Origin of the sequence: Candidatus Arsenophonus triatominarum (genome assembly GCF_001640365.1) — a bacterium.
GTDB classification, from domain to species: Bacteria; Pseudomonadota; Gammaproteobacteria; order Enterobacterales; family Enterobacteriaceae; genus Arsenophonus; species Arsenophonus triatominarum.
Genome location: NZ_LWMI01000012.1, coordinates 67,093 through 84,914, shown reverse-complemented (window position 1 = coordinate 84,914; position 17,822 = coordinate 67,093). Strand labels below are relative to the sequence as shown.

Below are 17,822 nucleotides of genomic sequence, written 5' to 3'. Positions count from 1 at the left end.
CCACCTAATGAGCATCATATTAGCAGCGTTGGAGGAGGTTGTTAAGAATTAGTTGTTGGTTGGGTGTAAGTGGATTTGTGTAAGTCCGGCTAAACGAATAATTGACTATTTTGAATGTGATTAATTTTTCCTTTATTATCAATAAGTTAAGTGATAAAAAGCTAGTCACTTAAGGCCGAATTTTTGTGACTAAAATCACCTTTCACTATATTTTTGATTTGATCATTTCTTTTTTTGACCTCCAACGACAGGAACAATATTAATTTTTCTATCGTATCTTGCAGTTTGAGCGATGTTTTTATGACCAGATATTGTTTGTTTTTCAGATAAAGGAACCATCAAAATCTGAGACACCTTTTGCTTTCCTCCAACTGCTATTTAAACCATCACAAGTATACCCAGATCCACTTTGTTGATGGAGAACATATATACTGCCAATTCCCTTATCTAAAGGTAAAGTATGACTTAACTCTATAGCTGCATGTAAACGATCTGTCCATGCTTTTATTTGTGCAACCCCTGTTTTCCCTTGCTTAATAAATATGCCATCATTAGATAGCTGAGAATAAGTTAAAGATAAAATATCTGCTTGCCTGGCAAGGCAAAGATAGGCAAGCTCCATCGCAATTTTTACTACAATTGGTGATATAGAATAAAGTGTATTAGTCTTAATTTAATCTGACAATTCTGATTTAAAAAAGAGCGTTACCGGTTTTAATTAACATCATTAGATAATTAAATAAAAGGTAATTCTATGTATCAAACAAATAATCCTATCATCAAACATAAAGTCGGGTTACTTAACCTCGCTGGAGAGTGTAGTAGCTCAGACTTGATCTGACAGTTACCGGTTATTTATACAGTACCTGTCAGGTTAAATTTGATTTAAATCTTTCTCTCTCCAAAGTTGTTTTCCATCGTGTAAAGTTGCCATAGGAGTTCGACCTCAACACATTTTTCTTTGATGAGTGCGTTGGTTATTATATTCTGCTAACCATTTATCTAAATCAGCTTGTAATTCATCTAAAGCCCTATAGATTTTCTTACGAAAAGCCACCTGATAGAACTCTTGTAATACAGTTTTATGAAAGCGTTCACAAATCCCATTAGTTTGAGGTGAACGAGTTTTAGTTTTTGTATGATCAATATCATTGATAGCGAGATAAAGTTGATAATCGTGATGTTCAACTTTACCACAATACTCACTGCCTCTGTCCGTCAGTATACGTAACACCGGTAACCCATGCTGGGAATAAAAAGGGAGAACCTTGTCATTTAATAAATCTGCCGCCGTTATCGCGCTTTTTGTTGTGTAAAGCTTACAATGAACGACTTTACTGTAAGTATCAATGTAAGTTTGTTGATAAACACGACCAACGCCTTTTAAATGACCGACATAAAAAGTATCTTGTGAACCCAGAGAACCTGGATGCGCTGTTTCAATCTCACCACAGGCTTCATCATCTTGCACTTTCTTTTCTAGAGCACTGATTTGTGATTCTGACAGGATAATTCCTTCTGTTGCGATTTTATCTTCAAGCGCTTTTAGGCGTTTTGTAAAATTTTCGAGATTATGGCGCAGCCAAATTGTAGTGGCATACTAAATTTGGCCACCTAAGTTGAGGTGATATGTTTACCTCATAATTTTTATAGGTGCCGAAATGGGTAAAATAATTACTGCTGAATTTAAATGTGAAACCGCCAAATTAGTCCTTGACCAAAATTACACCTACCAGGAAGCCGCGAAAGGCATGAACGTCAGTCTTTCAGCGATTAGCCGGTGGGTAAGAGCCCTTCGTTTAGAACGTCAAGGGAAAACATCGCCTGGTCTGCCATTAACACCTGAACAAATTGAGTTCAGAGAAATGAAGAAAAAAATCCACCGGCTGGAAATGGAGAATGACATCTTAAAAAAGGCTACTGCGCTCTTAATGTCCGACTCACTGAAAAATTTTCGGTAGTTGAAAAGCTAAGAGTGCTTTATCCGGTGAAAACTTTGTGTCGTATTTTTAATGTTCACCGAAGCAGTTATCGCTATTGGTGTCGGCCTAAGGAGCCAGATATTGAGCGGACGATAAAACGTAGCCTAGTCAGCGAAGCGTGGAACGTTAGTGGCGGCTCTGCTGGCGCAAGGACTATCGCCACGATGGTTACCAATACACACAACGTGAAACTTGGGCGGTGGTTAGCGGGTAAGTTGATGAAAGAATTAATCATCGTCAGTTGCCAAGAGCGAAAACATAAATACAACCGCGGTGGAAATGAACGTATTGATATTCCAAATCTGCTCAATAGGCAGTTCGCTGTTACAAAGCCTGACCAGGTTTGGTGCGGCGATGTAACTATATTTGGACAGGCTCACGATGGGCCTATCTGGCTGTGGTATTGGATTTGTTTGCCCGAAAACCGGTGGGCTGGGCAATGTCATTTGCACCAGACTCAGAATTAACCGCCAAAGCACTACAAATGGCTTGGGAACTACGTGGGCATCCCAAACAGGTGATGTTCCATAGTGATCAGGGAAGTCATTATACCAGTCGTCAGTATAGGCAGGCATTGTGGCGTTAAGCATGTTGCTCAATAGTGAAATAAAGTTGCTTAAAATAAAAACAAGTTAGATACATCTAAAAAATACAAAAATAGTTTATTTTTTAATCTTGCATGGGTTATTTTTAATGCAAAAATTGATGATTTTATCATCATCGGCTGGTTTTTTTGTAAGTCATAATTAATTTTGCTATTGAGCAACAGGCTTGTTATCAGATGACCCAAAGTATCAGCCGCAGAGGGAATTGTTGGGATAATAGTCCGATGGAACGATTCTTCCGTAGTCTGAAGACCGAATGGGTGCCAACGACTGGCTACCAAAGCTTTAGTACTGCTCAGTCAGCCATTATTCGCTACATAAACCACTACTATAGCGATATAAGACCTCACTGGTATAACGGTGGATTAACGCCAAACGAATCAGAGCGACTGTTCCGTGAACAGTCAGGTAGGGTGGCCAATTTTAGTTGACCACTACATTACTACTGCGGTGTTGACCGTGTGCAGGGTATTCAATCGCATACTCAACTACAGCGCTTTCAATCTGTTCATCTACTCTATTTTTTACGTTAGGCACCCGTCGATTTTGATTAATTAAAGCGTCTATCCCACCATCGTTAACAAGTTCCTGGTAGCGATAAAACGTATCTCGGGATACCCCCATAATCTTACAGGCTTTTGAGATGTTATTAAGCTCTTCAGCGAGGTTAAGTAACCCGACTTTATGTTTGATGATAGGATTATTTGTTTGATACATAGAATTACCTTTTATTTAATTATCTAATGATGTTAATTAAAACCGGTATAGCTAGGCGACTTAATTTTGATTACAAGGTGTGTTATGAGTTATACAATTGATTTTCGACGTAAAGTAATATCTGTAAGGAAAGCCGAAGGTTTAACAATTCGAGAAACTGCGAAACAATTCCGTATTGGAAAAGCGTCTTTAGTACGTTGGCTTAAACGACCAGAGCCAAAAAATTCAACGCCACGTAAGAGGAAGCTCGATAAAAATGCTTTAGCAAAAGATGTGGAACAGTATCCAGATGCTTACCAAAAGGAACGGGCAGAGCGATTCGGTGTTTGTAAAAAGACTATTTGGCAATCCCTTAAAAAGCTGGGATTAACCTATAAAAAAAACTCTATTCCATCCAAAAACCAACGAAAGCGACAGGCTGGCACATCAGCAAAAAAGACAACAGTATGAAAAAAAAGATAAATCTGTTGTTTTTATTGATGAAAGTGGTTTTTCACATGACACTCCACGAACTCACGGCTATTCCCCAAAAGGTCACCGTTGTTTTGGCCTGAAAAACTGGGGTGCTAAGGGAAGAACAAATGTTATTGGCGCTTTATTGGGAACAACCCTTTTTGCTATCGGATTATTTGATTGCAATATTAATCGTGATGTTTTTTATGTTTGGATCACAAAAATATTGCTCCCAGAACTTCCTGAAAATTCTGTTATTTTTATGGACAACGCTAGCTTTCACAAAGGTAAGAATATTGAACAGGCAATTATAAACGCAGGACACCAGATAGAATATTTGCCTGTGTATTCACCAGATTTAAATCCTATAGAACATAAATGGTCTCAAGCTAAACGTAAAAAGATGGAAACAGGATGCACTATCGATGACCTGTTTTTAATACATATGCTGTAATCAAAATTAAGTCGCCTAGCTATAACGCTCTTTTTTAAATCAGAATTATCAGATTAAGTTAAGAGTAATACAAATTAAAGCCTAGTATTGCTACTTATTATCACAAAACAGCTAAACCGAAAAGAATGATTACAAGGGCAGGGGGAAGGTGGCACGAGTTTCGCACCAATAAAAAAACGCTCTATTTTTAAGTTTAATTCAGCATAATAAGCGTGTTGCTTAATAGTGAAATAAGGGTATTTCGGTGATTGAAGTAAATTTTAGGCTGTTCTGAGATGGAAATTCCAAAGACCGGCACTAAGGAGTAAAAAGGTATCATCAATAAAGGGTCTACGATTCCGTAAAATTTGGGTCATACAACCGAGGCGCTTGATACCCGCGATGGCGTGTTCAACCGTAATACGGATGCCCGAGATTATTTTATTTTCTTGTTTTTGTTCAGGCGATAAAGGTCTTTTTCGAGTTCCTTTTTTTGGGATTTGTGTATTAGGATGCTGTTTATCTATACCTTGAAAACCGGTATCGGCCCAGATGGTTGCCTCAGGGGGAATATGGCGAATTATATCGACTTTATCGAGTAAGCGTTTATCGTGACGGCGCCCATTTTTGATCATGGGGATAAATCCAATTTTCCTCGTTTCGTCAGTCATAATAAGCCCTTTTCGAGTGGTCTGTCTTTTCTTTCCCGAATACATTTTTTTTCGCCGACGCAGATTCTTAGGCTTTTGGACAGGTCGCTCTGTCCCATCAATAAAGACGTCTTTAACTCCAGGAAAGGCGCGAAAAAATTCCTCAGCAGAGCGAATTTGACGAGCGGGCAAAACACATTCTCGCCCCAAGGTCATCAACCGGCAATAATATTTTTACCCAGCGACATACCCGTGTTCTATCTAAACCAAAAAGAAGTCCTTGCAAATCATAGGTCGGATAACATTTTAAATACAATAAAATAAAAAGCAGTTTATCTAATGGGGTTGGGATAAATCCTTTCTGCCCTGCACCCATCTGCCGCTCGTGATCTTTTCGATTCTTTTTCCGATAAATCAAATAACAAGCTGAAAATTCAGCGGCTAAATTTTTCAATTCTTCGACTGATAATCCAATGATTGCTTTACATAAACGATTATCTCGTAACAACCGCTCTTTGTTGATCATTTCAAACCGTTATTTTCTAAGTTAAACCTCTTTTTATTGTCTATAGCGTGACAAAAAATGCAACTCTCTATTCAGCAACTATTTTAATATATAAATAGACAAAATCTTATAAATTAAAAGCAACTTATTGTAATTTAAACAAATTTATACGTTTTAGTAACTTGCAAATTAACCATTGCTTTTAAGCCATTTTTGGAATTTTATATGCTTGTTCGAAACTCGTGGGTGGAAAAAACCATCACGCATAACATGTAGAAGAGAAATTTATGATATGTTGAATGCCAGTTTATATCTTGTCTACAAAATGCTGTCAAATGTCATGAAAAACTCAAACTTTTCAGTTAAAGTTAACAAATATGCTTAGTTTTTGTTTGACTTTAATGATCAATAATTTTAACTATCCTGTTGTAGTTATACAAAAAACTCCTAACTTACTAGCCTCGCTTTTTGCAGGGTACAGCTTAACCTCACGCTTTCTTGCTTAACGTACTTTAATTTCCCTTTCGCCAAACATTCCCTTACTGAACGTCGGCGCCAAACGATACTCCGTCAGCTGCATAAAAAATTGAAAGCGGAAATCAGCGAGTAAATTGAAGGAGGTGGATCAGTTTTACTTTAGCAAAGTGGATCAGAATTCAGTTGGCATTGACACTACCATAAATTCACATGATACTGGAGATGTGCAATCAGGATAAAGCCGCGCTGAGGCAGATTGAGGCAATGAGAAAATGATCGGATTTCGTATCAACCGTTCACAATCGAATAATTTGAGTACGTGAATAAAATAGATTTTAAGAATTGCAGCTTAGATAATAAACAAGTTGCATTGTGTAATATCCGTGAAATATTAAATAAAATATTAGGGGCTCAAAATGGCAGTATTAGTTGATTTTGATTTTGATGATAAACACGATCTTAAATATTATGGGATAATTAATCCATCTGAAAGGATGCTTCATCGGTTTACTGGTAATAAATTAATTATTACTTCAAACGGTCCATATAGTTCTGTGTTTGGTGTAAATATCGAAGATGCTTCCACTGAAAAAGAAATAATTGTAACACTAAAGAATGCAAAAGGGCGTGTAAATGTAGGTGGTGTATTTGGCAGTGAGTTTGTGGTTGATAATGAAGAGCCAAAAACTGTAAGTGGAAAAATTACTGTTCTTCATGATGAACAACGCTTCGGAGATATTGGTTTTATTGTTGCTTATCCTGAAGCTGAACACAGACCAGCTTATCTTGAATTTACTGGATATAAGATAGAAATATAATTTACTTACTGATGTTACGCAGTAGCCCGAAATTTCTGAAGTTCAGCATAAGCTAAGCAGAGCGCGATGCATTGATGAGTAGCTTGCGACACAAAGGGATTGAGCTTGTTTTTAATGCGCAAACCTTCAAGCTTAAAGGCTGCGCAGATAGCCATGAATATGTGATTGCTTTGAGTTCGCACTGTTCTGGTGGGGGACTTGGCCAGATTAGCATTCGACTTCAATGATTTATGAAAAACCTCCACTTTCCACCTTTTTTGTAAGTCGTGGTAATGGCGTCATAGTCTGTAGTAGCTCAGCCTTGATCTGACAGTTACCGGTTATTTATACAGTACCTGTCAGGTTAAATTTGATTTAAATCTTTCTCTCTCCAAAGTTGTTTTCCATCGTGTAAAGTTGCCGTAGGAGTTCGACCGCAACACATTTTTCCTTGATGAGTGCGTTGGTTATTATATTCCGCTAACCATTTATCTAAATCAGCTTGTAATTCATCTAAAGCACTATAGCTTTTCTTACGAAAAGCTACCTGATAGAACTCTTGTAATACAGTTTTATGAAAGCGTTCACAAATCTCATTAGTTTGAGGTGAACGAGCTTTAGTTTTTGTATGATCAATATCATTGATAGCGAGATAAAGTTGATAATCGTGATGTTCAACTTTACCACAATACTCACTGCCTCTGTCCGTCAGTATACGTAACACCGGTAACCCATGCTGAGAATTAAAAAGGCAGAACCTTGTCATTTAATAAATCTGCCGCCGTTATCGCGCTTTTTGTTGTGTAAAGCTTACAATGAACGACTTTACTGTAAGTATCAATGTAAGTTTGTTGATAAACACGACCAACGCCTTTTAAATGACCGACATAAAAAGTATCTTGTGAACCCAGAGAACCTGGATGCGCTGTTTCAATCTCACCACAGGCTTCATCATCTTGCGCTTTCTTTTCTAGAGCACTGATTTGTGATTCTGACAGGATAATTCCTTCTGTTGCGATTTTATCTTCAAGCGCTTTTAGGCGTTTTGTAAAATTTTCGAGATTATGGCGCAGCCAAATAGAACGAACGCCACTCCCCGAAACAAAAATGCCTTTTTTTCTTAGCTCATTACTACTGCGGTGTTGACCGTGTGCAGGGTATTCAATCGCATACTCAACTACAGCGCTTTCAATCTGTTCATCTACTCTATTTTTTACGTTAGGCACCCGTCGATTTTGGTTAATTAAAGCGTCTATCCCACCATCGTTAACAAGTTCTTGGTGGCGATAAAACGTATCTCGGGATACCCCCATAATCTTACAGGCTTTTGAGACGTTATTAAGCTCTTCAGCGAGGTTAAGTAACCCGACTTTACGTTTGATGATAGGATTATTTGTTTGATACATAGAATTACCTTTTATTTAATTATCTAATGATGTTAATTAAAACCGGTAACGCTCTTTTTTAAATCAGAATTGTCAGATTAAGTTAAGACTAATGTAAGTAAGCGTCGTAGACGGTCTACTCAGCTTTCATTGGCTGAAATGATGACACTGGTTGTTTTGTTTCATCAACTCCGATTCAGACAATTCAAGGTATTTTATCTCTATCATGTCCGTTTATATCTCAGGAAGGAATTTCCTAACTTGCCATCATATAGCTAGGCGACTTAATTTTGATTACAAGGTGTGTTATGAGTTATACAATTGATTTTCGACGTAAAGTAATATCTGTAAGGAAAGCCGAAGGTTTAACAATTCGAGAAACTGCGAAACAATTCCGTATTGGAAAAGCGTCTTTAGTACGTTGGCTTAAACGACCAGAGCCAAAAAATTCAACGCCACGTAAGAGGAAGCTCGATAAAAATGCTTTAGCAAAAGATGTGGAACAGTATCCAGATGCTTACCAAAAGGAACGGGCAGAGCGATTCGGTGTTTGTAAAAAGACTATTTGGCAATCCCTTAAAAAGCTGGGATTAACCTATAAAAAAAACTCTATTCCATCCAAAAACCAACGAAAGCGACAGGCTGGCACATCAGCAAAAAAGACAACAGTATGAAAAAAAAAATAAATCTGTTGTTTTTATTGATGAAAGTGGTTTTTCACATGACACTCCACGAACTCACGGCTATTCCCCAAAAGGTCACCGTTGTTTTGGCCTGAAAAACTGGGGTGCTAAGGGAAGAACAAATGTTATTGGCGCTTTATTGGGAACAACCCTTTTTGCTATCGGATTATTTGATTGCAATATTAATCGTGATGTTTTTTATGTTTGGATCACAAAAATATTGCTCCCAGAACTTCCTGAAAATTCTGTTATTTTTATGGACAACGCTAGCTTTCACAAAGGTAAGAATATTGAACAGGCAATTATAAACGCAGGACACCAGATAGAATATTTGCCTGTGTATTCACCAGATTTAAATCCTATAGAACATAAATGGTCTCAAGCTAAACGTAAAAAGATGGAAACAGGATGCACTATCGATGACCTGTTTTTAATACATATGCTGTAATCAAAATTAAGTCGCCTAGCTATATTCACGCTGCGTAGAGTTACTTCCGCGCAGTGCCTTAGCTTTAACGGTACTGTTTGAGTCAATTAAGGGAAAGTGCACGGGTCTGTCGGTTGCCGATTCTACTCCGATAGCTGTGTGTGATAACTTACGGATCCGCCGTCATAAAGTCTTCGATGGGATAGCTGAACGAGGAAAAACCTCAACAGGTTGGTTCTTTGGTTTCAAACTTCATGTAATTATCAATCATTTGGGGGAAATACTTAGTTTTCGACTTACACCAGGAAACACAGATGATCGGAAACCATTACCTGAGCTGATAAAAGATCTTTCTGGTTGTTTGTATGCGGATAAAGGGTATTTATCGGCTTCACTGAAACAGCAACTGAAAACAATGGGAATTAACCTTATAACGAATATCAAGAAGAAAATAAAGCCTGTTGAACAGACTTGTTTCGACAAAGCCATCTTGCGTCATCGTTCTGTCATTGAAACGGTATTTGATGAGTTAAAAAATCTTTGTCAGATAGCGCATACGCGGCACCGCTCTCCTGCTAATTTTGTAGTGAATTTATTAGCAGGACTGGTTGCATATTGTTTAATTCCATCTAAACCAAAGATATCGGTGGCAGGAACATATCTTCAAGCATAATTGATAATGCTTATCCCGAACTCAGGTTAACAATAATACGGGAACAGCAAGGACATTACAGAGAGTATGTTTTTACTTATCAAGGGAATAGAATAAAAAACGCAGGTGCTAAAGGATGGCGAAAAGCAGTTTATCGAGCTGGGCTGGGAGATTTTCATTTTCATGACCTGCGTCACACATGGGCAACTCGCCACATAATGGCAGGAACCCCACTATAAGTTTTACAAGAGCTGGGAAGCTGGAGCAAGGCAGACACCGTACGTAAATATGCACACCTTTCAACACAATTTTGCAGCAACACGCTGAACGCATCGTCACTAGTGGCACAGATTTGACACAGAATAAGAATTAAGAGGCCTACTTTTGGCCTCTTATCTTATTAAATAACATTAAAAATTTGGTGGAGCTAAGCGGGATCGAACCGCTGACCTCTTGCATGCCATGCAAGCGCTCTCCCAGCTGAGCTATAGCCCCTACACCAAGTCGGTTGGGCGCATAATATGCAAGCTGAATAAGACTGTCAATCGATTAATAGGAAAATAGTGTTTAACCGTTGAAAAAATGCACATAAAGCCTAGTGTGAAGAAAAAAGGCACAGTGAAATGTGCCTTTATACTAAGCTAATTTTATTTGCTAACCCTATTTTCACGCTCATTAATATAAACCAAAGCGTTATCAATGCGTTTTAATGAACGATTTTGGCCAATAGCATGTACAGTGGCATCAACACTCGGTGATTGGCCTGTTCCTGTCACAGCGACCCGCAGAGGCATACCCACTTTACCCATCCCAATTTCCAGTTCTGTAGCCGTTGCTTCGATTGCATGATGAACATTTTCACATGTCCAGTTGCTAATAGCCGCCAATTTTGCCCGTACGGTTTTTAATGGTAAGCGCGCTATTGGGCGTAAATGTTTTTTAGCGGCGTCTCCGTCGAATGTAGCAAAATCCTGATAGAAATAACGACATGAACCGGCTATTTCTTTTAAGGTCTTACAACGTTCACCGAGAAGCTTAACTAAATCTGCTAAGCTTGGCCCAATTTGGGTATCAATACCTTGCTGTTCAATGTGCCATGCTAAGTGAGTAGCAACATATTCTGCCGGTAATGAATTGATATAATGATGATTAAGCCATAATAATTTGTCAGTATTAAAGGCACTGGCGGATTTATTAATTGCATCTAAGGAAAAATAACTGATCATTTCCTCGCGGTTAAAAATTTCTTGATCACCATGGGACCACCCGAGACGAACCAAATAGTTTAATAAGGCTTCTGGTAGATAACCGTCATCACGGTATTGCATGACACAAACTGCGCCATGACGCTTAGATAATTTTTTACCATCATCACCCAAGATCATTGAAACATGCGCATATACAGGTATTGGCGCACCGAGAGCGGTTAATATGTTAATTTGCCGTGGGGTATTATTAATATGATCTTCACCGCGAATCACATGGGTGATTTTCATATCCCAGTCATCAATAACAACACAGAAATTATAGGTAGGAGAGCCATCGGTGCGGCGTATAATGAGATCATCTAGCTCAAGATTACTAAATTCAATTGGGCCACGGATTTGGTCTTCAAAAATAACAGATCCTTGCTGGGGGTTGCGAAAGCGCACTACGTGAGGTTCATTCGGTGTATGGTTATGAGCATGCGAGCGGCAATAGCCATCGTAACGTGGTTTTTCGCCTCTAACCATCTGTTCTTCACGTAAATTGTCTAACCGTATTTTAGAACAGTAACAGCGATAAGCTGTCCCTGCGCTAAGCATTTGATCGATAACGGCATGATAACGATCGAAGCGTTTAGTTTGATAGTAAGGACCTTCATCCCAATTTAAACTTAACCAGTTCATTCCATCCATTATGGCGTCAATGGCTTCTTGTGTTGAACGCTCAAGATCGGTGTCTTCAATACGTAAGACAAACTTTCCGTTATTATGTCGACTATAAAGCCATGAATAGAGTGCAGTACGAGCGCCGCCGACGTGAAGATAACCTGTTGGACTTGGTGCAAAACGGGTTTTTATTTTATTCATTAGGATTGCCTTAATGATCTTTTTTTATATCGAATCTAGTCTAGTGATAAATTTACAGTTGGTTATTTTATCACTGCAACTTAATTGCTCAATGCTGTTAGCGTGATAATGATACTTTATTTTGCTAATTTAATGGTAAAACTGCTTAACTTATACTGACACGAGTTTTGCACAAAACTAATTTGCGTACGCTAATAAAACACGGATGTGCTCAGTAATAGCATTTTTGATTACGTCCCAATTTTGTTGATAAAGGGTTATTTTTTCAGATATACGACGTTTATGTTGTTCAAACCACGCAGAAATAGCGAGAAAAATATGATTTCTTTGCGCTCGGCTAGTGCGAGCCTGACAGCGTTCAATACCACAATTTTGTTTATAGCTAGGCGACTTAATTTTGATTACAAGGTGTGTTATGAGTTATACAATTGATTTTCGACGTAAAGTAATATCTATAAGGAAAGCCGAAGGTTTAACAATTCGAGAAACTGCGAAACAATTCCGTATTGGAAAAGCGTCTTTAGTACGTTGGCTTAAACGACCAGAGCCAAAAAATTCAACGCCACGTAAGAGGAAGCTCGATAAAAATGCTTTAGCAAAAGATGTGGAACAGTATCCAGATGCTTACCAAAAGGAACGGGCAGAGCGATTCGGTGTTTGTAAAAAGACTATTTGGCAATCCCTTAAAAAGCTGGGATTAACCTATAAAAAAAACTCTATTCCATCCAAAAACCAACGAAAGCGACAGGCTGGCACATCAGCAAAAAAGGCAACAGTATGAAAAAAAAGATAAATCTGTTGTTTTTATTGATGAAAGTGGTTTTTCACATGACACTCCACGAACTCACGGCTATTCCCCAAAAGGTCACCGTTGTTTTGGCCTGAAAAACTGGGGTGCTAAGGGAAGAACAAATGTTATTGGCGCTTTATTGGGAACAACCCTTTTTGCTATCGGATTATTTGATTGCAATATTAATCGTGATGTTTTTTATGTTTGGATCACAAAAATATTGCTCCCAGAACTTCCTGAAAATTCTGTTATTTTTATGGACAACGCTAGCTTTCACAAAGGTAAGAATATTGAACAGGCAATTATAAACGCAGGACACCAGATAGAATATTTGCCTGTGTATTCACCAGATTTAAATCCTATAGAACATAAATGGTCTCAAGCTAAACGTAAAAAGATGGAAACAGGATGCACTATCGATGACCTGTTTTTAATACATATGCTGTAATCAAAATTAAGTCGCCTAGCTATATCATCGGCAATTAGTACGCAAGGGCTTTTTTTGTCTATAGAAGGTTGAACTAATCGCCATAGGTCTTTAGGTCGAAAACATCTACTTTTTAGCCATCGACTAATAGTGTCATGAGATAAATGCGATGGGCTTACTTCTGATAACGCCAAACCAGAAAGCCTGTTGCCAAATAGTGAACTCACGCTGCTTTAAACAAAAACGACTCACATACACCTCAAAAACACGAGAGGGGTTTATTTTTTAATCTAAAATGGATTATTTTCAATTTTAAGTGTGATTATTTTATAGTCAACTTTTAATTTTTTGATAAATTCTAATTAATGCCCTTATTTAGCAACAGGCTTAGAGTATCTTACACTGCTTACTTGTAAGAATGTTTTATAAATATTTTTAATGCATGGATAAACTGACAAAATATGAACACCCTAATTTTTTCTTGTTTTTAAATTTATACTTCTTTTTTGGAGATTGCGAAACTCGTGACTGATAGGAGCTAGACTAAATTAAGTTTAAATAAATATTATTTAGCGTCGATAATATTTGGTGCATCTTGCTTAATTTTGCAACGAACGGATATTTTCCTTAGAAAAACCGTTGACTCATGCAAAACTATCCCTATAATGCACCTCCATCACGACGGGCGATTAGCTCAGTTGGTAGAGCATCTCCCTTACAAGGAGGAGGTCATCAGTTCGAATCTGGTATCGCCCACCAATTGTTGTGATGATTTAGTTATGATTGGGCGATTAGCTCAGATGGTAGAGCATCTCCCTTACAAGGAGGGGGTCATCAGTTCGAATCTGGTATCGCCCACCATTTATCCAAAAAATAAAGCATTATTTGTTTAAATTATTTATGCTGTGTTTTGCTATTAATAGGGTCGTTAGCTCAGTCGGTAGAGCAGTTGACTTTTAATCAATTGGTCACAGGTTCGAATCCTGTACGACCCACCATTAATAGTGTTAGATAAAGTTTTTGTTTATCCTATTTGCTACTAACTAAACATAATCCAGTTTATTCAGATGGGTCGTTAGCTCAGTCGGTAGAGCAGTTGACTTTTAATCAATTGGTCACAGGTTCAAATCCTGTACGACCCACCATCTAAAAATATTTTCTTGCTTTCCAAAGTAACACATTTGTTTCAAACAAATGTTGATATGGCAATACATGATTAACTAAAGCACCAGCATGAAAAATATGGTCAACAGTTTGCGATAAATAATCCCATGTTTTTTCATCAAGCCCTAAGTTTGCCTTACACGAGTTTCGCACCAATAAAAAAACGCTCTATTTTTCAGTTTAATTCAGCATAATATATAAATAGACAAAATCTTATAAATTAAAAGCAAGTTATTGTAATTTAAACAAATTTATACGTTTTAGTAACTTGCAAATTAACCATTGCTTTTAAGCCATTTCTGGAATTTTATATGCCTGTGCGAAACTCGTGGGGTTATTTTTTCAGATATACGACGTTTATGTTGTTCAAACCACGCAGAAATAGCGAGAAAAATATGATTTCTTTGCGCTCGGCTAGTGCGAGCCTGACAGCGTTCAATATAACTAGGCGACTTAATTTTGATTACAAGGTGTGTTATGAGTTATACAATTGATTTTCGACGTAAAGTAATATCTGTAAGGAAAGCCGAAGGTTTAACAATTCGAGAAACTGCGAAACAATTCCGTATTGGAAAAGCGTCTTTAGTACGTTGGCTTAAACGACCAGAGCCAAAAAATTCAACGCCACGTAAGAGGAAGCTCGATAAAAATGCTTTAGCAAAAGATGTGGAACAGTATCCAGATGCTTACCAAAAGGAACGGGCAGAGCGATTCGGTGTTTGTAAAAAGACTATTTGGCAATCCCTTAAAAAGCTGGGATTAACCTATAAAAAAAACTCTATTCCATCCAAAAACCAACGAAAGCGACAGGCTGGCACATCAGCAAAAAAGACAACAGTATGAAAAAAAAGATAAATCTGTTGTTTTTATTGATGAAAGTGGTTTTTCACATGACACTCCACGAACTCACGGCTATTCCCCAAAAGGTCACCGTTGTTTTGGCCTGAAAAACTGGGGTGCTAAGGGAAGAACAAATGTTATTGGCGCTTTATTGGGAACAACCCTGTTTGCTATCGGATTATTTGATTGCAATATTAATCGTGATGTTTTTTATGTTTGGATCACAAAAATATTGCTCCCAGAACTTCCTGAAAATTCTGTTATTTTTATGGACAACGCTAGCTTTCACAAAGGTAAGAATATTGAACAGGCAATTATAAACGCAGGACACCAGATAGAATATTTGCCTGTGTATTCACCAGATTTAAATCCTATAGAACATAAATGGTCTCAAGCTAAACGTAAAAAGATGGAAACAGGATGCACTATCGATGACCTGTTTTTAATACATATGCTGTAATCAAAATTAAGTCGCCTAGCTATACCACAATTTTTTTAACTTCTCGATGATAAACTTCAACGGACCAACGGGCATCCATGATAGATTTGACGTATTGACGGGTGGGATTGTTTTTGTTTGTTACTATGTAATCAATACGGCCGTTTTTGGCTGTAAATTTGAAAACAGTCACCCAACCGTAGCCTCGTAAGTGTATTAAGGTTCCTTCTTCTGAGATGTCTAACTTGTTCAATTGTATATAGCTAGGCGACTTAATTTTGATTACAGCATATGTATTAAAAACAGGTCATCGATAGTGCATCCTGTTTCCATCTTTTTACGTTTAGCTTGAGACCATTTATGTTCATAGGATTTAAATCTGGTGAATACACAGGCAAATATTCTATCTGGTGTCCTGCGTTTATAATTGCCTGTTCAATATTCTTACCTTTGTGAAAGCTAGCGTTGTCCATAAAAATAACAGCATTTTCAGGAAGTTCTGGGAGCAATATTTTTGTGATCCAAACATAAAAAACATCACGATTAATATTGCAATCAAATAATCCGATAGCAAACAGGGTTGTTCCCAATAAAGCGCCAATAACATTTGTTCTTCCCTTAGCACCCCAGTTTTTCAGGCCAAAACAACGGTGACCTTTTGGGGAATAGCCGTGAGTTCGTGGAGTGTCATGTGAAAAACCACTTTCATCAATAAAAACAACAGATTTATCTTTTTTTTCATACTGTTGTCTTTTTTGCTGATGTGCCAGCCTGTCGCTTTCGTTGGTTTTTGGATGGAATAGAGTTTTTTTTATAGGTTAATCCCAGCTTTTTAAGGGATTGCCAATAGTCTTTTTACAAACACCGAATCGCTCTGCCCGTTCCTTTTGGTAAGCATCTGGATACTGTTCCACATCTTTTGCTAAAGCATTTTTATCGAGCTTCCTCTTACGTGGCGTTGAATTTTTTGGCTCTGGTCGTTTAAGCCAACGTACTAAAGACGCTTTTCCAATACGGAATTGTTTCGCAGTTTCTCGAATTGTTAAACCTTCGGCTTTCCTTACAGATATTACTTTACGTCGAAAATCAATTGTATAACTCATAACACACCTTGTAATCAAAATTAAGTCGCCTAGCTATATTACGGTTAACAATCCGATTTTTTCTCAGCGTAGTTACCCAAACCCAACCGTGAGAGCGAATTGATTTCAGATTATCCAGGCTAGAATACCAGGCATCTATCACTACCGCTTCTGGTATGATCCCTCTTTTTTTAGCAAGAGCGAGCATTTCGGAAAAGTGCGTGTTTTTTGTTTTTCCATCAGAATCTTTATCATAAATACGATAATCAGTAGGAATTGATTCAACAGTTGTTAGATTATGCCAAAGTAAATTAACTAAACCTATGCCAGCAATAGCATCATGTTCATTACCTGAATATTGATAATGGACCATCTCTATTTTTTTACTACGTGTTTTGGCAATTAGTGTATCGTCAGCTATTAGTACACAAGGGCTTTTTTTGTATAGATGTTTCAACTAATCTCCACAGGTCTTTAGGTCGAAAACACCTGCTTTTTAGCCATCGACTAATAGTGTCATGAGATAAAGGCGATGGGCTTACTTCTGATAACGCCAAACCAGAGCATCTTACACTGCTTACTTGTAAGAATGTTTTATAGATATTTTTAATGCATGGATAAACTGACAAAATATAAACATCCTAATTTTTACTTGTTTTGAACTTTATACTTCTTTTTTGGAGATTGCGAAACTCGTGAATAGTTTATTTTTAAAGGCAAGATGATCTGAATATAACCAACGAGCTCGACCATGGATTAACTTAGCTTTGGGAAGTAAACCTTCTTTAATTCTATCATAAATAAACGTTTTACCGAACCCTGTGTCCTGCATAATAAATTTAATATCAACCCATGAATCTGGTTGTAATCTATTCCATTTTATCTATCCTCATTCAAAAACTCACACTATTTTCAGGCGCTTCATTGCCCCACAAAAATCAATAGCAAAGCCACGAATGGTTATCTTCGTTCTTTGTTAGGTCAGGGCATATGATTTGCGGGGAAGAGTATTAGGATTTATTTGCTGCACCGTTTGATACTTTGTTTTGGTATTGCCAGGGTGGGTCTGCGAGTATCAGGTCATACTTCACTTCATCTCCTGTTAAATATATAGCGCTACCCATTAACAAATAGTCAAAATTATTTTTAATGGATGGCGCTAATATTAGAAAATGTTATGGGGCAGACCCTTAAGTAAATGTCTATTTGTTAGTGGACACCGCTATACCAACTTTTACATGA

The 17,822-nt window shown here is 37.6% G+C and carries 18 protein-coding genes, 5 tRNA genes and 13 pseudogenes; 18 read left to right on the top strand and 18 right to left on the bottom strand.

Annotated features, from left to right (window positions below):
* Positions 1 to 222: 222 nt before the first annotated feature.
* Both AYJ55_RS36655 and AYJ55_RS12165 read right to left on the bottom strand, forming a co-directional pair.
* Positions 223 to 664: pseudogene (locus AYJ55_RS36655) on the bottom strand (site-specific integrase); the annotation flags it as partial.
* A gap of 210 nt (positions 665 to 874) precedes the next feature.
* A pseudogene (locus tag AYJ55_RS12165) lies at positions 875 to 1,591 on the bottom strand (integrase core domain-containing protein); the annotation flags it as partial.
* 70 nt (positions 1,592 to 1,661) lie between these two features.
* On the opposite strand from AYJ55_RS12165, the pseudogene AYJ55_RS33150 reads away from it, so the two are divergent.
* Positions 1,662 to 2,565, top strand: a pseudogene (locus AYJ55_RS33150) (IS3 family transposase); the annotation flags it as partial.
* A gap of 195 nt (positions 2,566 to 2,760) precedes the next feature.
* A pseudogene (locus tag AYJ55_RS26020) lies at positions 2,761 to 3,018 on the top strand (integrase core domain-containing protein); the annotation flags it as partial.
* Between the two features lie 7 nt (positions 3,019 to 3,025).
* On the opposite strand, the pseudogene AYJ55_RS12145 reads toward AYJ55_RS26020, so the two are convergent.
* Positions 3,026 to 3,304, bottom strand: a pseudogene (locus AYJ55_RS12145) (helix-turn-helix domain-containing protein); the annotation flags it as partial.
* A gap of 84 nt (positions 3,305 to 3,388) precedes the next feature.
* On the opposite strand from AYJ55_RS12145, the gene AYJ55_RS12140 reads away from it, so the two are divergent.
* Both AYJ55_RS12140 and AYJ55_RS12135 read left to right on the top strand, forming a co-directional pair.
* The gene (locus tag AYJ55_RS12140) at positions 3,389 to 3,754 is read left to right on the top strand and encodes an IS630 transposase-related protein (RefSeq protein WP_063653415.1); all 366 of its coding nucleotides are present in this window, start codon (positions 3,389 to 3,391) and stop codon (positions 3,752 to 3,754) included.
* Entirely contained in the window at positions 3,678 to 4,211 is a 534-nt protein-coding gene (locus AYJ55_RS12135) for an IS630 family transposase (RefSeq protein WP_162505291.1), read from the top strand. Before AYJ55_RS12140 ends, AYJ55_RS12135 begins: the two co-directional genes overlap by 77 nt.
* A 260-nt stretch (positions 4,212 to 4,471) precedes the next feature.
* Here the strand turns inward: AYJ55_RS12135 and AYJ55_RS26015 are convergent, their stop codons facing one another.
* Both AYJ55_RS26015 and AYJ55_RS28890 read right to left on the bottom strand, forming a co-directional pair.
* Positions 4,472 to 5,056, bottom strand: coding sequence for a transposase family protein (locus AYJ55_RS26015; RefSeq protein ID WP_162505518.1), 585 nt, complete (start codon positions 5,054 to 5,056; stop codon positions 4,472 to 4,474).
* Positions 5,004 to 5,366: a helix-turn-helix domain-containing protein gene (locus tag AYJ55_RS28890; RefSeq protein WP_063656628.1), complete on the bottom strand. Its 363-nt coding sequence runs from the start codon at positions 5,364 to 5,366 to the stop codon at positions 5,004 to 5,006. Before AYJ55_RS28890 ends, AYJ55_RS26015 begins: the two co-directional genes overlap by 53 nt.
* An 872-nt stretch (positions 5,367 to 6,238) precedes the next feature.
* Between AYJ55_RS28890 and AYJ55_RS12120 the strand changes: the two genes are divergently transcribed.
* Positions 6,239 to 6,640 (top strand): hypothetical protein, encoded by a 402-nt coding sequence (locus tag AYJ55_RS12120; RefSeq protein WP_063656626.1) that lies wholly within the window; start codon positions 6,239 to 6,241, stop codon positions 6,638 to 6,640.
* 14 nt (positions 6,641 to 6,654) lie between these two features.
* On the opposite strand, the gene AYJ55_RS36020 is transcribed toward AYJ55_RS12120, so the two are convergent.
* Both AYJ55_RS36020 and AYJ55_RS12110 read right to left on the bottom strand, forming a co-directional pair.
* Positions 6,655 to 6,795: a hypothetical protein gene (locus AYJ55_RS36020; RefSeq protein ID WP_187153249.1), complete on the bottom strand. Its 141-nt coding sequence runs from the start codon at positions 6,793 to 6,795 to the stop codon at positions 6,655 to 6,657.
* A gap of 188 nt (positions 6,796 to 6,983) precedes the next feature.
* A pseudogene (locus AYJ55_RS12110) lies at positions 6,984 to 8,025 on the bottom strand (IS481 family transposase).
* 123 nt (positions 8,026 to 8,148) lie between these two features.
* Here AYJ55_RS12110 and AYJ55_RS33140 point away from each other — a divergent pair.
* The 5 genes and pseudogenes from AYJ55_RS33140 to AYJ55_RS36015 form a co-directional block, all read left to right on the top strand.
* Positions 8,149 to 8,277: pseudogene (locus tag AYJ55_RS33140) on the top strand (IS982 family transposase); the annotation flags it as partial.
* Between the two features lie 35 nt (positions 8,278 to 8,312).
* The gene (locus AYJ55_RS12105) at positions 8,313 to 8,678 is read left to right on the top strand and encodes an IS630 transposase-related protein (RefSeq protein WP_063653415.1); all 366 of its coding nucleotides are present in this window, start codon (positions 8,313 to 8,315) and stop codon (positions 8,676 to 8,678) included.
* Positions 8,602 to 9,135 (top strand): IS630 family transposase, encoded by a 534-nt coding sequence (locus AYJ55_RS12100; protein WP_342668168.1) that lies wholly within the window; start codon positions 8,602 to 8,604, stop codon positions 9,133 to 9,135. The genes AYJ55_RS12105 and AYJ55_RS12100 overlap by 77 nt, the downstream gene beginning before the upstream one ends.
* Positions 9,136 to 9,157: 22 nt before the next feature.
* Positions 9,158 to 9,787, top strand: a pseudogene (locus AYJ55_RS12095) (IS982 family transposase); the annotation flags it as partial.
* A complete protein-coding gene (locus AYJ55_RS36015) occupies positions 9,757 to 10,005 on the top strand; it encodes a tyrosine-type recombinase/integrase (protein ID WP_222703489.1) in 249 nt (82 codons plus the stop codon). The pseudogene AYJ55_RS12095 and the gene AYJ55_RS36015, both read left to right, overlap by 31 nt.
* Before the next feature lie 180 nt (positions 10,006 to 10,185).
* On the opposite strand, the gene AYJ55_RS12090 is transcribed toward AYJ55_RS36015, so the two are convergent.
* The 3 genes and pseudogenes from AYJ55_RS12090 to AYJ55_RS36010 all read right to left on the bottom strand — a co-directional run.
* A tRNA-Ala gene (locus AYJ55_RS12090) sits at positions 10,186 to 10,261 on the bottom strand.
* Between the two features lie 152 nt (positions 10,262 to 10,413).
* On the bottom strand, positions 10,414 to 11,838 hold the full coding sequence (gene gltX / locus AYJ55_RS12085; RefSeq protein ID WP_063656618.1) for a glutamate--tRNA ligase: 1,425 nt from the start codon (positions 11,836 to 11,838) through the stop codon (positions 10,414 to 10,416).
* Positions 11,839 to 12,015: 177 nt separating this feature from the next.
* Positions 12,016 to 12,219, bottom strand: a pseudogene (locus AYJ55_RS36010) (IS701 family transposase); the annotation flags it as partial.
* 34 nt (positions 12,220 to 12,253) lie between these two features.
* Here AYJ55_RS36010 and AYJ55_RS12080 point away from each other — a divergent pair.
* Together AYJ55_RS12080 and AYJ55_RS12075 are read left to right on the top strand one after the other, a co-directional pair.
* On the top strand, positions 12,254 to 12,619 hold the full coding sequence (locus tag AYJ55_RS12080; protein WP_063656616.1) for an IS630 transposase-related protein: 366 nt from the start codon (positions 12,254 to 12,256) through the stop codon (positions 12,617 to 12,619).
* A complete protein-coding gene (locus AYJ55_RS12075) occupies positions 12,543 to 13,076 on the top strand; it encodes an IS630 family transposase (RefSeq protein ID WP_162505291.1) in 534 nt (177 codons plus the stop codon). The genes AYJ55_RS12080 and AYJ55_RS12075 overlap by 77 nt, the downstream gene beginning before the upstream one ends.
* A gap of 23 nt (positions 13,077 to 13,099) precedes the next feature.
* Here the strand turns inward: AYJ55_RS12075 and AYJ55_RS28875 are convergent.
* Positions 13,100 to 13,282, bottom strand: a pseudogene (locus AYJ55_RS28875) (hypothetical protein); the annotation flags it as partial.
* A gap of 456 nt (positions 13,283 to 13,738) precedes the next feature.
* Here AYJ55_RS28875 and AYJ55_RS12070 point away from each other — a divergent pair.
* The 4 genes from AYJ55_RS12070 to AYJ55_RS12055 all read left to right on the top strand — a co-directional run bounded on the left by AYJ55_RS12070 (position 13,739) and on the right by AYJ55_RS12055 (position 14,200).
* Positions 13,739 to 13,814, top strand: a tRNA-Val gene (locus tag AYJ55_RS12070).
* Between the two features lie 26 nt (positions 13,815 to 13,840).
* A tRNA-Val gene (locus AYJ55_RS12065) sits at positions 13,841 to 13,916 on the top strand.
* A 61-nt stretch (positions 13,917 to 13,977) separates the two neighbouring features.
* Positions 13,978 to 14,053: transfer RNA gene (locus AYJ55_RS12060), tRNA-Lys, on the top strand.
* Between the two features lie 71 nt (positions 14,054 to 14,124).
* A tRNA-Lys gene (locus AYJ55_RS12055) sits at positions 14,125 to 14,200 on the top strand.
* Position 14,201: 1 nt separating this feature from the next.
* Here AYJ55_RS12055 and AYJ55_RS26000 read toward each other — a convergent pair.
* Together AYJ55_RS26000 and AYJ55_RS36005 are read right to left on the bottom strand one after the other, a co-directional pair.
* Positions 14,202 to 14,372 carry an SDR family oxidoreductase gene (locus AYJ55_RS26000; RefSeq protein ID WP_187153248.1) on the bottom strand — a complete coding sequence of 57 codons (171 nt, stop codon included), beginning with the start codon at positions 14,370 to 14,372 and terminating at the stop codon, positions 14,202 to 14,204.
* Positions 14,373 to 14,551: 179 nt separating this feature from the next.
* A pseudogene (locus AYJ55_RS36005) lies at positions 14,552 to 14,665 on the bottom strand (IS701 family transposase); the annotation flags it as partial.
* Positions 14,666 to 14,696: 31 nt separating this feature from the next.
* Between AYJ55_RS36005 and AYJ55_RS12050 the strand changes: the two are divergent.
* Together AYJ55_RS12050 and AYJ55_RS12045 are read left to right on the top strand one after the other, a co-directional pair.
* Positions 14,697 to 15,062 (top strand): IS630 transposase-related protein, encoded by a 366-nt coding sequence (locus AYJ55_RS12050; RefSeq protein ID WP_063653415.1) that lies wholly within the window; start codon positions 14,697 to 14,699, stop codon positions 15,060 to 15,062.
* Positions 14,986 to 15,519, top strand: a complete 534-nt coding sequence (locus AYJ55_RS12045; RefSeq protein WP_162505291.1) for an IS630 family transposase — start codon at positions 14,986 to 14,988, stop codon at positions 15,517 to 15,519. The genes AYJ55_RS12050 and AYJ55_RS12045 overlap by 77 nt, the downstream gene beginning before the upstream one ends.
* Positions 15,520 to 15,533: 14 nt before the next feature.
* On the opposite strand, the pseudogene AYJ55_RS12040 reads toward AYJ55_RS12045, so the two are convergent.
* From AYJ55_RS12040 to AYJ55_RS12020, 5 genes and pseudogenes are all read right to left on the bottom strand, one after another.
* Positions 15,534 to 15,754: pseudogene (locus AYJ55_RS12040) on the bottom strand (IS701 family transposase); the annotation flags it as partial.
* Between the two features lie 40 nt (positions 15,755 to 15,794).
* Positions 15,795 to 16,211: a transposase gene (locus AYJ55_RS12035; RefSeq protein ID WP_245677353.1), complete on the bottom strand. Its 417-nt coding sequence runs from the start codon at positions 16,209 to 16,211 to the stop codon at positions 15,795 to 15,797.
* 105 nt (positions 16,212 to 16,316) lie between these two features.
* Entirely contained in the window at positions 16,317 to 16,601 is a 285-nt protein-coding gene (locus AYJ55_RS12030; protein WP_063654386.1) for an IS630 transposase-related protein, read from the bottom strand.
* A gap of 37 nt (positions 16,602 to 16,638) precedes the next feature.
* A pseudogene (locus tag AYJ55_RS36000) lies at positions 16,639 to 17,209 on the bottom strand (transposase); the annotation flags it as partial.
* Positions 17,210 to 17,244: 35 nt separating this feature from the next.
* The gene (locus AYJ55_RS12020) at positions 17,245 to 17,412 is read right to left on the bottom strand and encodes a helix-turn-helix transcriptional regulator (protein ID WP_063656610.1); all 168 of its coding nucleotides are present in this window, start codon (positions 17,410 to 17,412) and stop codon (positions 17,245 to 17,247) included.
* Between the last annotated feature and the right edge of the window lie 410 nt (positions 17,413 to 17,822).

Excerpts from the sequence above, each read along its gene's own strand:
- AYJ55_RS12140 (WP_063653415.1), top strand. The coding sequence starts at position 3,389 with ATGAGTTATACAATTGATTTTCGACGTAAAGTAATATCTGTAAGGAAA.
- AYJ55_RS26015 (WP_162505518.1), bottom strand. The coding sequence starts at position 5,056 with ATGACCTTGGGGCGAGAATGTGTTTTGCCCGCTCGTCAAATTCGCTCT.
- AYJ55_RS28890 (WP_063656628.1), bottom strand. The coding sequence starts at position 5,366 with ATGATCAACAAAGAGCGGTTGTTACGAGATAATCGTTTATGTAAAGCA.
- AYJ55_RS12120 (WP_063656626.1), top strand. The coding sequence starts at position 6,239 with ATGGCAGTATTAGTTGATTTTGATTTTGATGATAAACACGATCTTAAA.
- AYJ55_RS36020 (WP_187153249.1), bottom strand. The coding sequence starts at position 6,795 with ATGGCTATCTGCGCAGCCTTTAAGCTTGAAGGTTTGCGCATTAAAAAC.
- AYJ55_RS12105 (WP_063653415.1), top strand. The coding sequence starts at position 8,313 with ATGAGTTATACAATTGATTTTCGACGTAAAGTAATATCTGTAAGGAAA.
- gltX (WP_063656618.1), bottom strand. The coding sequence starts at position 11,838 with ATGAATAAAATAAAAACCCGTTTTGCACCAAGTCCAACAGGTTATCTT.
- AYJ55_RS12080 (WP_063656616.1), top strand. The coding sequence starts at position 12,254 with ATGAGTTATACAATTGATTTTCGACGTAAAGTAATATCTATAAGGAAA.
- AYJ55_RS12050 (WP_063653415.1), top strand. The coding sequence starts at position 14,697 with ATGAGTTATACAATTGATTTTCGACGTAAAGTAATATCTGTAAGGAAA.
- AYJ55_RS12030 (WP_063654386.1), bottom strand. The coding sequence starts at position 16,601 with ATGAGTTATACAATTGATTTTCGACGTAAAGTAATATCTGTAAGGAAA.
- AYJ55_RS12020 (WP_063656610.1), bottom strand. The coding sequence starts at position 17,412 with ATGCAGGACACAGGGTTCGGTAAAACGTTTATTTATGATAGAATTAAA.